This window comes from Nocardioides stalactiti (genome assembly GCF_014180715.1).
Taxonomy (GTDB): Bacteria; Actinomycetota; Actinomycetes; order Propionibacteriales; family Nocardioidaceae; genus Nocardioides; species Nocardioides stalactiti.
This window is the reverse complement of record NZ_JACEFC010000014.1, coordinates 1-13039: the sequence shown is the minus strand read 5'-3', so window position 1 is coordinate 13039 and position 13039 is coordinate 1. Positions and strand designations below refer to the sequence as shown.

Sequence of the window (13039 nt, the reverse complement as noted above, 5' to 3'; positions counted from 1 at the left end):
GGTGTCCCTCGGGTCCTACCCGATCACGCCGGCCACCGACATCCTCCACGAGCTGAGCAAGCACAAGTCCTTCGGCGTGACCACGCTGCAGGCCGAGGACGAGATCGCCGGCGTCGGCGCCGCGATCGGCGCCGCGTTCGCCGGCTCCCTGGGTGTCACCACCACCTCGGGCCCCGGCATCGCGCTGAAGTCCGAGGCCATCGGCCTCGCGGTGATGACCGAGCTCCCGCTCCTCATCGTCGACGTCCAGCGCGGCGGGCCCTCGACCGGCCTGCCCACCAAGACCGAGCAGGCCGACCTCCTCCAGGCCATGTACGGCCGCAACGGCGAGGCCCCCGTCCCGATCGTCGCGCCGCAGTCCCCCGGTGACTGCTTCGCCGCCGCGGTCGAGGCCGCCCGGATCGCGATCACCTACCGCACCCCGGTCATGCTGCTCTCCGACGGCTACCTCGCCAACGGCTCCGAGCCGTGGATGATCCCCGACGTCGACGACCTGCCCCTCATCGACCCGGCCTTCGCCACTGGCCCGAACCACGTCTCCAAGAAGAGCGAGGACGGCGAGCCCGACGAGTTCTGGCCCTACCTGCGCGACGAGGAGACCCTCGCCCGACCGTGGGCCGTCCCGGGCACCGCAGGCCTGGAGCACCGGATCGGCGGACTGGAGAAGGGCGACGGTCACGGGAACATCTCCTACGACCCCGCCAACCACGACTTCATGGTCCGGACCCGGCAGGCCAAGATCCAGGCCATCGCCAAGTCGCTGCCCCCGCTCGAGGTCGACGACCCGTCCGGTGAGGCGAAGGTCCTGGTCATCGGCTGGGGCTCGACCTACGGCCCGATCGGCGCGGCCTGCCGCCGCGTACGCCGCGCCGGCTACCACGTGGCCCAGGTGCACCTGCGCCACCTCAACCCGTTCCCCCGCGACCTCGGCGAGATCCTCGCCCGCTACGACAAGGTCCTCGTCCCCGAGATGAACCTCGGCCAGCTGAGCAAGCTGCTCCGCGCCGAGTACCTCGTCGACGGGATCGGCTACAACCACGTCCGCGGGCTCCCCCTCAAGGCAGCCGAGCTCGCCGAGGCCATCGGCCAGCTCGTCGGCCAGGCCGAGGGCATCGACGTCGACCTGGGCGAGCACGGACTCAACCCGCCTGCTGACCACGAAGAGGCACCGCTGTCATGAGCATCGATATTGGTACGCCGTCCCTGCGCACCGGGACCGAGCTGGTCCCCGCCGCCGACGGGCCCCAGACCGGCAAGGAGTTCACCAGCGACCAGGAGGTCCGCTGGTGCCCCGGGTGCGGTGACTACGCCGTCCTCAAGGCCGTGCAGTCCTTCCTGCCCGACCTCGGGCTGCGCCGCGAGAACATCGTCTTCGTGTCCGGCATCGGCTGCTCCAGCCGGTTCCCGTACTACCTCGACACCTACGGCATGCACTCGATCCACGGCCGGGCGCCGTCGATCGCGACCGGCATCGCCACTGCCCGGGCCGACCTCAACGTCTGGGTCGTCACCGGCGACGGCGACGCCCTCTCCATCGGCGGCAACCACCTGATCCACGCGCTGCGCCGCAACGTCAACATGACGATCCTGCTGTTCAACAACCGGATCTACGGCCTCACCAAGGGCCAGTACTCCCCCACCTCCGAGGTCGGCAAGGTCACCAAGACCAGCCCGATGGGGTCCCTGGACCACCCCTTCAACCCGATCTCGCTCGCGCTCGGCGCCGAGGCGACCTTCGTGGCCCGCACCATCGACAGCGACCGCAAGCACCTCACCGCGGTCCTCTCCGCCGCCGCCGCCCACCGCGGCACCTCGCTGGTCGAGATCTACCAGAACTGCCCGATCTTCAACGACGGTGCGTTCGACGCGATCAAGGGCCCCGAGGCCGACACCCACCTGCTGCGCCTCGAGCCCGGCACCGAGGTCACCGCCGGCGGCCGCACCTGGGCCCACGACCCCACCGCAGCCGACCCGGCCGACCAGTTCGCTGTCTCGCGCCTCGGCGACACGGCCGGCCCCCTCGGGCTGGGCGGCCCGATCCCGATCGGCATCTTCCGCCAGGTCGAGCGGCCGACGTACGACGACCTCGCCCGGGCGCAGGTCGACCAGTCCAAGGCCGCGGTCGAGGGGACGCCCACCGAGCGGCTCACCCGACTCATCAACGCGGGCGACACCTGGAACGTCGGCGGCTGAGGAGTCGCGCCCGCGGGGCGCGGATCGTGAACCAGTTGGCGTCATGACCGTACGAGCCCTACGCTCGTGACATGTCAGAGTCGCGGCGCGGTTTCCTCTTCGGGATCTGCGCCTACGGCCTGTGGGGAGCCTTCCCGCTCTACTTCCCCCTGCTGAAGCCGAGCGGCCCGGTCGAGATCCTCGCGCACCGGATCGTGTGGTCCGCGCTGGTGATGGTCGTGCTCGTGGTCGCGCTCCGGCGCCGTGCCGCGCTCCTGGCGCTGGCGCGCGACCGCCGGACGGCGCTGCTGCTGCTGGTCGCGGCGGCCACCATCACCGCCAACTGGGGCACCTACATCTACGGCGTCACCTCGGGCCGCGTGGTCGAGACCTCGCTCGGCTACTTCATCAACCCGCTCGTCACCGTCCTCATGGGCGTCCTGATCCTCGGCGAGCGCCTGCGACCCGCCCAGTGGTCCGCACTGGCTATCGGGTTCATCGCGGTCGCGGTACTGACCTGGGACTACGGCCGCCCGCCGTGGGTCGCCCTCGTCCTGGCGTTCTCGTTCGGCACCTACGGCCTCGCGAAGAAGACCGCGGGCGTCGGCGCCATCGAGAGCCTCGCCTTCGAGACCGCGGTGATCGCGCCGTTCGCGCTGGTCTTCCTCGCCTGGCTGGGGACCTCCGGCGGCGCCCACTTCGCGAGCGAGGGCGTGGGTCACGTCCTGCTGCTGATCTCGAGCGGCGTCGTGACGGCGATCCCGCTCCTGCTGTTCGGCGGCGCCGCGACCCGGATGTCGATGACCTCCCTGGGCCTGCTCCAGTACCTCGCCCCGGTCCTCCAGTTCGGGCTCGGCATCACGGTGCTCGGCGAGCACATGCCCACCGGCCGCTGGGTCGGCTTCGGGCTGGTCTGGCTAGCGCTGTCGGTGTTCACCTGGGACGCCGTGCGCGACCGGCGCCGGCAGGCGCTCGCCGTGCTCGCGATGCCGCCGGAGCCCGCCGCTGCGGCCGCTACGCCGTCCGGGTAGCGACGACGTCGGCGAAGGCCTCGAGAGCACTGCGCACCGAGCCCTCCGGGAGCACCTCGAGCAGCCGCTTCGCCTCCTGGGCGCGCGCGACGACGTAGGCTCGCGCCTCGTCCAGCGCCGGGTGCTTGCGCAGCAGGTCGAGCGCCTCGGCGTGGAGGGCGTCGTCAGAGAGGTCGGCGGCGAGCAGCTCGAGGAGCCGCGCGTCGGCCGGGTCGGTGGACGCCTGGGCCATGAGGACCGGCAGCGTGGGCACGCCCTCGCGCAGGTCGGTGCCGGGCGTCTTGCCCGACTCCACCGACTCGGAGGCGATGTCGAGGATGTCGTCGGAGAGCTGGAACGCGGTCCCGACGAGCTCGCCGTACGCGGTGAGGGCGGCGACCACCTCCGGCGACGCACCACCGAACATCGCGCCGTAGCGCGCCGAGGTCGCGATGAGGGACCCGGTCTTGCCGGCCACGACCTCGAGGTAGTGGGCGAGCGGGTCCTCACCCGGACCCGGCTCGACGGTCTCGAGGATCTGGCCCTCGACCAGGCGGGTGAACGTCTCGGCCTGGATCCGGACCGCCTCGGGACCGAGGAGGGAGGTGAGCTCGGAGGACTTCGCGAACAGCCAGTCGCCGGTGAGGATCGCGACCAGGTTGTCGTAGCGCGAGTTGGCCGAGTCGGCGCCGCGGCGCAGCGCGGCCTCGTCCATGACGTCGTCGTGGTAGAGCGAGCCGACGTGGGTGATCTCGACGACGCACGCCGCCGTCCTCACCTCCTCGGCGTCCGGTCGGTCGCCCGCCTCGGCGGCGAGCAGCACGAGCAGCGGACGGAACCGCTTGCCGCCTGCGGCGAGCAGGTGCCGGGCCGCCTCGGTCACGTAGGGCGCGCGACTGCTGGCGTGCTCGAACAGTGCCCCCTCGACGGCTGTCATCCGCTCGCGAAGGCGCGCGGCGAGAGCGTCGTCGGTGATCGGGAGGGCCAGCTCGGCTGGGCTGGGGCCCCCCGAGGATTCAGTGCTCACCTGATGAAGTCTCCCGCACGCTCGACCAGGGTGAGCACCGGCCCCGGCACAACGCCGAGGACGACCGTCGCCGCGAGGCAGACCGCGACCGTGCCGACGGTGAGCAGCGAGGCCTCGCTGACAGCGGCGGTGCCGTCGGGCTCCGGCGCGGTGAAGAACATCAGCTGGATGTGCCGGATGTAGAAGTAGACCGCGATGATGCTCGACGCGATCGCGACCAGCACGACGGGCCAGAAGCCGGCCGACATCGCCGACGTGAAGACCGCCCACTTGCCGACGAAGCCCGCGGTGAGGGGGATGCCGGCCATGGAGAGCAGGAAGAACGCGAAGACCCCGGCGACCACTGGTGAGCGCTTCCCGAGCCCGGTCCAGGCGCCGAAGCCGGTGGCCTCACCCCCGGCGTCGCGCACGAGGGTGACGAGCGCGAACGCACCGACCGAGGCGAAGCCGTAGGTCGTCAGGTAGAAGAGCACGCCCTCGAGGGACGAGTACTGACCCTCGGCCAGGTCTCCGGCGCCCTGGGCGCCGATGACGCCCGTCAGCAGGAAACCGGTGTGGGCGACCGCCGAGTAGGCGAGCATCCGCTTGACGTCGGTCTGGACGATCGCGAGCGCGCCACCGAGGAGCATGGTGATGACCGCGACGACGGCCAGCATGGGCTGCCAGCTCCAACGCTCGGCGTCGAAGGCCACGTAGAACAGGCGCAGCACGGCCCCGAACGCGGCCGCCTTGGTCGCCGCGGACATGAATGCGGTCACGGCGGTCGGGGCGCCCTGGTAGACGTCGGGCGTCCAGGCCTGGAACGGCGCGGCCCCCACCTTGAAGAGCAGGCCGACGGCGAGCAGCGCGATCCCGGCCAGCAGCAGGCCGTGGTCGGCCGTGCCGGCCCGGACCGCCTGGTCGATGCCGGCGAGGGACACCGTGCCGGCGTAGCCGTAGACGAGCGCGGCGCCGTACAGGAAGAAGCCGGAGGAGAACGCGCCCAGCAGGAAGTACTTCAGGGCCGCTTCCTGGCTCAGCAGGCGCCGACGCCGGGCCAGGCCGCAGAGCAGGTAGAGCGGGAGCGAGAGCACCTCGAGCGCGACGAACATGGTGAGCAGGTCACCCGACGCCGGGAAGAGGAGCATGCCGCCGATCGCGAACAGCAGCAGCGGATAGACCTCGGTGTGGTCCAGGCCCTTGGCCGACGCCTGGCGCTCGGCCTCGGTGCCGGGCAGCGCGGCCGCCTGGCCGGCGAACGCGGACAGGCCACCCTCGAGCCGGCGCTCGGCGAACAGCCCGGTCCCGAGGATGCCGAAGACGAGGATCAGGCCCCAGAGGTACAGCGAGGGACCGTCGACGACGACACTGCCCTCGGCGCCCACGACACCGCGGGCCGCCCCGTCGTCGTGCACCACGATGTCGGCCGCGACCCAGACGGTCGCGACGAGCGCCCCGACCAGGCCGAGCAGGGTGACCAGGACCTGCGGGAGGCGGCGGCTCTCCCGCGGGAGGAACGCCTCGACCAGGACCCCGACGCACGCGGCGCCGAAGACGATGAACAGCGGGAGAAGCTCGAAGTACTCGAGATCCGGCTTGGTGAACTCGGGCATCAGTGGTCACCCTCCGTCTCGGCGTGGGTCTCGTCTGACGGTGGTACGTCGGGCGCCTCGTCCTCGACACCGACGTGGGCGAGCAGCGACTCGGTGAACGGGTTGGCGACGTCGAGCAGCGGCGCCGGGTAGAAGCCGAAGAGGACCAGCGCCAGCATCAGCGGGGCGACGGCACCGATCTCCCGGGCATCCACGTCGGCCGTGCCCTCCACGGCGGCGGGCGTCGGGCCGGTGAAGGTGCGCTGATACATCCAGAGCACGTACATCGCCGCGAGCACGATGCCGGTGACGGCGATCGCGCCGACGTACCAGGCGTAGTCGAACGCCGAGAGCAGCACCAGGAACTCCGACACGAACGGGCTCAGGCCAGGCAGGCCCAGGGTCGCGAGACCGGCGACGAGGAACAGCCCGGCCAGGACCGGGGTCGCCTTCTCGATGCCACCCATCTCGCTGATCAGCGTCGTGCCACGACGGTGGTAGACGTAGCCCGCGACGAGGAACAGCGCGGCGGTGCCGATGCCGTGGTTGACCATGTAGAGGATCGCGCCCGTGCCGCCCTGGCTCGACATCGCGAAGATGCCGAGCACGATGAAGCCGAAGTGGCTCAGCGAGGTCAGACCGATGAGGCGCAGGACGTCGTCCTGCCCGATCGCGACGAGCGCGCCGTAGACGATCGAGATCAGGGCCAGGGTGATGACGACCGGGGTCGCCCACTCCGAGGCCTCCGGGAAGATCCCCAGGCAGAAGCGCAGCATCCCGAAGGTGCCGATCTTGTCGAGCACGCACACGAGCAGCACGGACGTGCCGGGGGTGGCCTTCTCGGTCGTGTCGGCCAGCCAGGTGTGGACCGGGAACAGCGGCGCCTTGACCGCGAACGCGACGAAGAACCCGATGAAGAGCCACCGTCCGGCGTCGGTCGAGATGTCGAGAGCGGCCAGGTCGCTGAGCAGGTACGACGGCTCGCCCTGCTCGGCCGAGACGACGTAGAGACCGATGACCGAGGCCAGCAGCACCAGACCACCGGCGAGCTGGAACATCAGGAACTTGGTCGCCGCTGCGCCCCGGCCCGCGCGGCCGAAGCCACCGACCAGGAAGTAGGCGGGGATGAGAGTCGCCTCGAAGACGACGTAGAAGAGGAACACGTCGGTGGCACAGAAGACCGCGAGGGAGAGCCCCTCGAGCGCTAGCGTCCACGCCACGAAGGCACGGGCGCCGCCACCCTCGGGGTCGTCGGCGGTGAACCACTCGGCGGCGAGCACCAACGGCACCAGGGCGACGGTCAGCAGCACCATGAGCAGGCCGAGCCCGTCGAGGCCGAGGGCGTAGTGGACGCCGAAGGCCTCGATCCAGGTGTAGGTCTCCTCGAGCTGCATCCCCTTGTCGAGGTCGTAGGAGAACGCCGCCACGACGCCGACCACCAGCGTCGCCGCAGCGATGCCCGCTCCGAGCAGCTTGCTCAGCGACTTCGGGGCCAGAGCCACGACGACCGCGCCCACGAGGGGCAGCAGGATCAGGGTGCTCAACATCAGAGGTTCACCGCCACCAGGATCAGGACGAGGAGCAGCGCGCCCCCGAGGACGGACAACGCGTAGGAACGGACGTAGCCCGTCTGGAGCCTGCGCAGGGCTTGGCCCACGCCACCGAGCGTGGTCGACCCGCCCATGAAGGCACCGTCGACGACGGTCCGATCGGTCGCGACGAGCGCGGTGACCAGGTGGCCGCCCGGCCGGACGACGAGGGCGTCGTTGATCGCGTCGCCGTACAGGTCGGCACGAGCGGCCTTGACCACGAACGACACGTCCTTCGGAGCCTCGCGCGGGACGTCACGCTTCTGGACGAGGAGGAACGCGAGCCCGACCCCGATGCCGACGACCGCGACGACGATCAGGGTGATCACGATCGCGGGGAGCGGCGGCTCCTCGTGCTCGACGTGGCCGACCACGGGGCTGAGGAAGTCGACGATCCAGTTGCCGGCCAGCATCAGGCCGCCGAGCACCGAGAGCGCCGCCAGCACGATCAGCGGGACGGTCATGACCCACGGGGACTCGTGCGGGTGCACACCCTTCTCCCAGCGCGGCTTGGTGAAGAAGGTCAGGAACATCATCCGGGTCATGTAGAAGCCGGTGATGCCCGCACCGAGCAGCGCACAGATGCCGACGAACAGGTTCTCGGTGAGCGCGACCTCGATGATCTTGTCCTTGGACCAGAAGCCCGAGAAGCCCGGGAACCCGATGATCGCGAGGTAGCCCATCGCGAAGGTCAGGAACGTGACGGGCAGCAGCTTCTGGAGACCGCCGTAGTGACGCATGTCGACGTCGTCGTCCATCGCGTGCATGACGGAGCCGGCGCCGAGGAACATGTTGGCCTTGAAGAAGCCGTGGGTCAGCAGGTGGAAGATCGCGAAGGCGTAGCCCGCGACGCCGAGGCCGGCGCCGAGCATCATGTAGCCGATCTGGCTCATCGTGGAGCCGGCGAGGCCCTTCTTGATGTCGTCCTTCGCGCACCCGAGGATCGCGCCCCACAGCAGCGTGACGGTGGCGACTGCCACGACGGCGGTCTGCGCGTGCGGGGCGTTCTCGAAGATGAAGTTCGAGCGGGTGATCAGGTAGACGCCGGCGGTGACCATGGTCGCCGCGTGGATGAGGGCCGACACCGGGGTCGGGCCCTCCATCGCGTCGAGGAGCCAGGCCTGGAGCGGCACCTGGGCCGACTTGCCGCAGGCGCCGATGAGGAGCAGTACGCCGATCCAGTTGAGCGTCGTGTCGAGGCCGGAGACACCGACCGTGGTGCCGGCCTGGACGCCGACGCTGATCTCGGTGAACGACGTCGAGCCGAAGGTGACGAAGAGCAGGAAGATCGCGAGCGCCATCCCCATGTCGCCGACCCGGTTGATGACGAACGCCTTCTTGGCGGCAGCGGCTGCCGACGGCTTGTGCTGCCAGAAGCCGATGAGCAGGTACGAAGCGAGGCCGACGCCCTCCCAGCCGAGGAACAGGCCGACGTAGTTCTCGGCCAGGATCAGCATGAGCATCGCGGCGACGAACAGGTTGAGGTAGCCGAAGAAGCGGCGGCGGCGCGGGTCGTGCGCCATGTAGCCGATCGAGTAGACGTGGATCAGCGAGCCGACACCGGTGATCAGCAGCAGGAACAGCGCCGACAGCGGGTCGTAGAGCAGGTCCATCCCGACGTCGAGGCCGCCGACCTGGATCCAGTCGTACAGGTGCTGGGCGACCTGGCGCTCCTCGTCGTCACGCCCGAGCAGGGTGAAGAACGAGACCAGGCTGAGGACGAAGGAGCCGACCGGCATCGCGGTGCCGAGCAGGTGGCCCCACTTGTCGGTGAACCGACCACCGAGGAGCAGGACCGCGGCACCGAGCAGCGGCAGCGCGATGATCAGCCAGAGCAGGGAGAAGACGCCGTCGGCCTCGACCGGAGCGACCACGGGGACGTGGTGCTCGGCCTCGGCGGCGGCGGCCATCAGGACGTGAGAAGTCGTTGACACCAGGGGTCCCCTCAGAACTTCAGCAGGCTGGCGTCGTCGACCGAGGCCGACCGACGGGTCCGGAAGATGGTCATGATGATCGCGAGCCCGATCACGACCTCGGCTGCGGCCACCACCATCACGAAGAAGGCGGCGATCTGACCGTCGAGGTTGCCGTGCTGGTGGGCGAAGGCGACGAACGCGAGGTTGCAGGCGTTGAGCATGAGCTCGACGCACATGAAGACCACGATGGCGTTGCGCCGGGTCAGGACCCCGATCGCACCGATCGTGAACAGGATCGCGGACAGGATGACGTACGGCATGAGGCTCACTTGTGGTCCCTCATTCCCTTGCCTCGCACACTGTGGTTGCGATCGCTTGCGTCCTCAGGCCGCTCGATCTGGCCCGCGATCGGCGCGATGTCGTCGGCGAGGTCGGCCGCGACCCGGACGGTGCCGCGAGCCGCGAGGACCCGCGAGACCGACGCCGGCGCGGGGCTGCCGTCGGGCAGCAGGGCCGGGGTGTCGACCGCGTTGTGGCGTGCGTAGACACCCGGAGGCGGCAGCGGCCCGAGGTGGACGCCCTTCTCGCTGAAGTCGCGGACCCGGCGGGCCGCGATGTCGGCCTGGGTCTCCTTGGGCGTGAGCCGCTCCCGGTGCGCGAGCACCATGGCGCCGACGGCGGCGGTGATGAGCAGCGCGCTGGTCACCTCGAAGGCGAACACGTAGCGGGAGAAGAGCAGGTTGGCGAGGGCCTGGATGTTGCCGCCCTCGTTGGCGCCGCCCTCACCGTCGAGACCCACGGCGGTGCCGAAGGTGATCTGGCCCAGGCCGACCACCACGACGACCGCGAACGCGAGGCCGGTCAGCCAGGCCAGGACGCGCTGGCCCTTGATCGTCTCGACCAGGGAGTCCGACGCGTCGACTCCGACGAGCATCAGCACGAAGAGGAACAGCATCAGGATCGCGCCGGTGTAGACGATGATCTGCACCGCGAAGAGGAACGGCGCCTCGAGCACGGCGTACAGCACCGCGAGGCTGATCATCACGACGGCGAGCAGCAGCGCGGCGTGCACGGCCTTGCGCACGAAGAGGATGCCGAGCGCGGCCAGCACCATGATCGGGGCGAGCACCCAGAAGGCGGTCATGCCGGCTCACCTCCGGTCGGCGCCTGCTTGTACTCGCCGCGGTAGTAGTCCTTCTCGTCGTCGCCGAGCAGCATCGCGTGCGGCGGCTGCTCCATGCCCGGCAGCAGCGGAGCGAGGAGGTCGTTCTTCTCGTAGATCAGGTCGCGACGGTTGTCGTCGGCGAGCTCGTACTCGTTGGTCATCGTGAGCGCGCGCGTCGGGCAGGCCTCGATGCACAGGCCGCAGAGGATGCAGCGCAGGTAGTTGATCTGGTAGACGCGGCCGTAGCGCTCGCCCGGCGAGAACCGCTGGCTGTTGCCGTCGGCATCGGGCTCGTCGGAGTTGGACGCGCCCTCGACGTAGATCGCGTCGGCGGGGCAGGCCCAGGCGCACAGCTCGCAGCCGATGCACTTCTCCAGGCCGTCGGGCCAGCGGTTGAGCTGGTGCCGGCCGTGGAACCGCGGAGCGGTCGGCAGCTTCTCCTTGGGGTACTGCTCGGTGACGACCTTGCGGAACATCGTCCGGAAGGTCACGCCGAACCCGGCGACCGGGTCCCAGAACTGCTCCTTCAGCGACGGGGTCGCTGGGGACTTGTCAGCCATCGTTCGCCTCCGGGCGGTCGCTGGTGCTCGGGGTGGTGATCGGGTCGTTGGCGGCGAAGACCAGCGGCTGCGCCGCTCCGCGCACCGCGCCGCCGGCGGGCATCGGCGGGGTCGGGAAGCCGCCCCTGCGCGGCGCCACCAGGGTGGTGGTGTCCTCGTCCTTCTTGCTCTCCGGCACGAGGAACAGCAGCAGGAACACGACGAGCAGGACGCCCGCCGCGATCATCGCGGTCTGGCGATCGAACTCGAGGTCCTCCCGCGCCACCCGCATCGTGGCGACGGCGACGATCCACACCAGGGAGATCGGGATGAGCCGCTTCCAGCCGAACGCCATGAACTGGTCGTAGCGCAGCCGCGGCAACGACCCGCGCAGCCAGATGAAGAGGAAGATGAAGAAGAGGACCTTGCCGAAGAACCACAGCACCGGCCAGTAGCCCTCGTTGGCGCCGGGCCAGAACTCGTCGATCCAGAACGGGGCGTGCCAGCCGCCGAGGAACAGCGTCGTGGCCAGCGCCGAGACCGTCGCCATGTTGATGTACTCGGCGAGGAAGAACAGCGCGAACTTCAGCGAGGAGTACTCGGTGTGGAAGCCACCGACCAGCTCGCCCTCGGCCTCGGGGAGGTCGAACGGCGCGCGGTTGGTCTCGCCGACCATCGCGATCGTGTAGATGACGAACGACGGCAGCAGGATCAAGCCGAACCAGTAGTCGTCCTGGGCGGCGACGATCTCGCTCGTCGACATCGAGCCGGCGTACATGAAGACCGAGACGAGGGCGAGGCCCATCGCGACCTCGTAGGAGATCATCTGGGCGCTCGAGCGGAGGCCACCGAGCAGCGAGTACGTCGAGCCCGACGACCAACCGCCGAGCACGATGCCGTAGATGCCGATCGAGGCGATCGCCATCACGAAGAGGACCGCGACGGGCATGTCCGTCAGCTGGAGCGGCGTCCGCTCGCCGAACATGTTGACCTCGGGGCCGAACGGGATCACCGCGAAGGTGACGAACGCCGGGATCACCGCGATCACGGGCGCGAGGATGAAGACCAGCTTGTCGGCGGCCTTCGGCGTCAGGTCCTCCTTGAGGGCCAGCTTCACGCCGTCGGCCAGGGACTGCAGAAGACCGAACGGGCCGTGGACGTTGGGACCGATCCGGTGCTGCATCCGGGCCACGACCCGGCGCTCCCACCAGATGTTGAAGAGCGTCAGCAGGACCAGGACCAGGAACACCAGCAGGGTCTTGATGCCGATGATCCACCAGACGTCGTTGCCGAACGCCGGCAGCTCGTCGGTCTCCGCCGCGAGCGGGACGAGGTTGGCGATCATGCGTTTCCTCCCTGGACTCGTACCCGGCTGCCGGGTGAGGCGAGGTCGCTCAGCACGCCGGCGCCGAACGAGTTCGCCGGCACCCACACCACCCCGGCGACCAGGTCGTCGCCGACCTCCGCCGGGAGCGTCACTGACCCGCGGTCACCGGTGAGGGTGACGGTCGGGCCGCAGGCGTCGTAGACGTCCTTGCCGACCAGCGCGACCGGCGTGCGCGCGGTGGCCTTGAGGTACTTGTCGCCGTCCTGCATCCGGCCGTTGTCGACCGACTGCTTCCAGGTGGCGAGCCGGAGCCCGTCGCCGCCGGGCAGCGGGGTGCCCGCGACGACCGCCGCGGCGAGACCGGCGCGATCGCCGTCCCACGGACCGAGCTGCGCCATCTCGGCGCGGACCTCGGCGACCGTGCGGAAGCCGAGCGGCGTGCCGAGCTCGGCCGCGACCCCGGAGAGGATCCGCAGGTCGGGCAGGGACGCGGGGTTGCCGAGCGCCGCCTCGAAGGGGCGGACCCGGCCCTCCCAGTTGACGAACGTCCCCGCCTTGTCGGTGACCGGTGCGACCGGGAGGACGACGTCGGCGACCGCGGTCACCTCGGTGGACCGGAGGTCGAGGGCCACGACGAAGCCGGCCGCGGCGATCGCGGCGCGGGTGGCGGCCGGGTCGGCGGTGTCGGCGGGGTCGACCCCGGCGACGAGCAGTCCGCTGAGG

Annotated in this window: 11 protein-coding genes and 1 pseudogene; 3 read left to right on the top strand and 9 right to left on the bottom strand. The window is 70.2% G+C overall.

What is annotated here, in order from left to right; all coding sequences use genetic code 11:
* The 3 genes and pseudogenes from H0487_RS23200 to rarD form a co-directional block, all read left to right on the top strand.
* Window positions 1-1180: pseudogene (locus H0487_RS23200) on the top strand (2-oxoacid:acceptor oxidoreductase subunit alpha); the annotation flags it as partial.
* Complete coding sequence (locus H0487_RS04590; RefSeq protein WP_183093053.1) at window positions 1177-2193, top strand: 2-oxoacid:ferredoxin oxidoreductase subunit beta; 1017 nt, start codon at window positions 1177-1179, stop codon at window positions 2191-2193. The pseudogene H0487_RS23200 and the gene H0487_RS04590, both read left to right, overlap by 4 nt.
* A 71-nt stretch (window positions 2194-2264) precedes the next feature.
* Window positions 2265-3203: an EamA family transporter RarD gene (gene rarD, locus H0487_RS04585; protein WP_183093052.1), complete on the top strand. Its 939-nt coding sequence runs from the start codon at window positions 2265-2267 to the stop codon at window positions 3201-3203.
* Here rarD and H0487_RS04580 read toward each other — a convergent pair.
* The 9 genes from H0487_RS04580 to H0487_RS04540 all read right to left on the bottom strand — a co-directional run.
* Window positions 3187-4209 (bottom strand): polyprenyl synthetase family protein, encoded by a 1023-nt coding sequence (locus tag H0487_RS04580; protein ID WP_312855820.1) that lies wholly within the window; start codon window positions 4207-4209, stop codon window positions 3187-3189. The two genes, rarD and H0487_RS04580, sit on opposite strands and share 17 nt — an antisense overlap.
* On the bottom strand, window positions 4206-5801 hold the full coding sequence (gene nuoN / locus H0487_RS04575; RefSeq protein WP_183093051.1) for an NADH-quinone oxidoreductase subunit NuoN: 1596 nt from the start codon (window positions 5799-5801) through the stop codon (window positions 4206-4208). The genes H0487_RS04580 and nuoN overlap by 4 nt, the downstream gene beginning before the upstream one ends.
* Window positions 5801-7327 carry an NADH-quinone oxidoreductase subunit M gene (locus H0487_RS04570; protein WP_183093050.1) on the bottom strand — a complete coding sequence of 509 codons (1527 nt, stop codon included), beginning with the start codon at window positions 7325-7327 and terminating at the stop codon, window positions 5801-5803. Before H0487_RS04570 ends, nuoN begins: the two co-directional genes overlap by 1 nt.
* A complete protein-coding gene (nuoL, locus tag H0487_RS04565; RefSeq protein ID WP_183093091.1) occupies window positions 7327-9279 on the bottom strand; it encodes an NADH-quinone oxidoreductase subunit L in 1953 nt (650 codons plus the stop codon). Before nuoL ends, H0487_RS04570 begins: the two co-directional genes overlap by 1 nt.
* A gap of 35 nt (window positions 9280-9314) precedes the next feature.
* Entirely contained in the window at window positions 9315-9605 is a 291-nt protein-coding gene (nuoK, locus tag H0487_RS04560; protein ID WP_220793085.1) for an NADH-quinone oxidoreductase subunit NuoK, read from the bottom strand.
* 5 nt (window positions 9606-9610) lie between these two features.
* Complete coding sequence (locus H0487_RS04555) at window positions 9611-10429, bottom strand: NADH-quinone oxidoreductase subunit J (protein ID WP_183093048.1); 819 nt, start codon at window positions 10427-10429, stop codon at window positions 9611-9613.
* Window positions 10426-11010 (bottom strand): NADH-quinone oxidoreductase subunit NuoI, encoded by a 585-nt coding sequence (nuoI, locus tag H0487_RS04550; RefSeq protein ID WP_183093047.1) that lies wholly within the window; start codon window positions 11008-11010, stop codon window positions 10426-10428. Before nuoI ends, H0487_RS04555 begins: the two co-directional genes overlap by 4 nt.
* Window positions 11003-12334 (bottom strand): NADH-quinone oxidoreductase subunit NuoH, encoded by a 1332-nt coding sequence (gene nuoH, locus H0487_RS04545; RefSeq protein ID WP_183093046.1) that lies wholly within the window; start codon window positions 12332-12334, stop codon window positions 11003-11005. The genes nuoI and nuoH overlap by 8 nt, the downstream gene beginning before the upstream one ends.
* On the bottom strand, window positions 12331-13039 hold a 709-nt coding region (locus H0487_RS04540), incomplete at its 5' end, for a molybdopterin-dependent oxidoreductase (protein WP_183093045.1). The genes nuoH and H0487_RS04540, both read right to left, overlap by 4 nt.

Coding starts and splice junctions, on each gene's coding strand:
- H0487_RS04590 (WP_183093053.1), top strand. CDS start 1,177: ATGAGCATCGATATTGGTACGCCGTCCCTGCGCACCGGGACCGAGCTG.
- rarD (WP_183093052.1), top strand. CDS start 2,265: ATGTCAGAGTCGCGGCGCGGTTTCCTCTTCGGGATCTGCGCCTACGGC.
- nuoN (WP_183093051.1), bottom strand. CDS start 5,801: ATGCCCGAGTTCACCAAGCCGGATCTCGAGTACTTCGAGCTTCTCCCG.
- H0487_RS04570 (WP_183093050.1), bottom strand. CDS start 7,327: ATGTTGAGCACCCTGATCCTGCTGCCCCTCGTGGGCGCGGTCGTCGTG.
- nuoL (WP_183093091.1), bottom strand. CDS start 9,279: ATGGCCGCCGCCGCCGAGGCCGAGCACCACGTCCCCGTGGTCGCTCCG.
- nuoK (WP_220793085.1), bottom strand. CDS start 9,605: ATGCCGTACGTCATCCTGTCCGCGATCCTGTTCACGATCGGTGCGATC.
- H0487_RS04555 (WP_183093048.1), bottom strand. CDS start 10,429: ATGACCGCCTTCTGGGTGCTCGCCCCGATCATGGTGCTGGCCGCGCTC.
- nuoI (WP_183093047.1), bottom strand. CDS start 11,010: ATGGCTGACAAGTCCCCAGCGACCCCGTCGCTGAAGGAGCAGTTCTGG.
- nuoH (WP_183093046.1), bottom strand. CDS start 12,334: ATGATCGCCAACCTCGTCCCGCTCGCGGCGGAGACCGACGAGCTGCCG.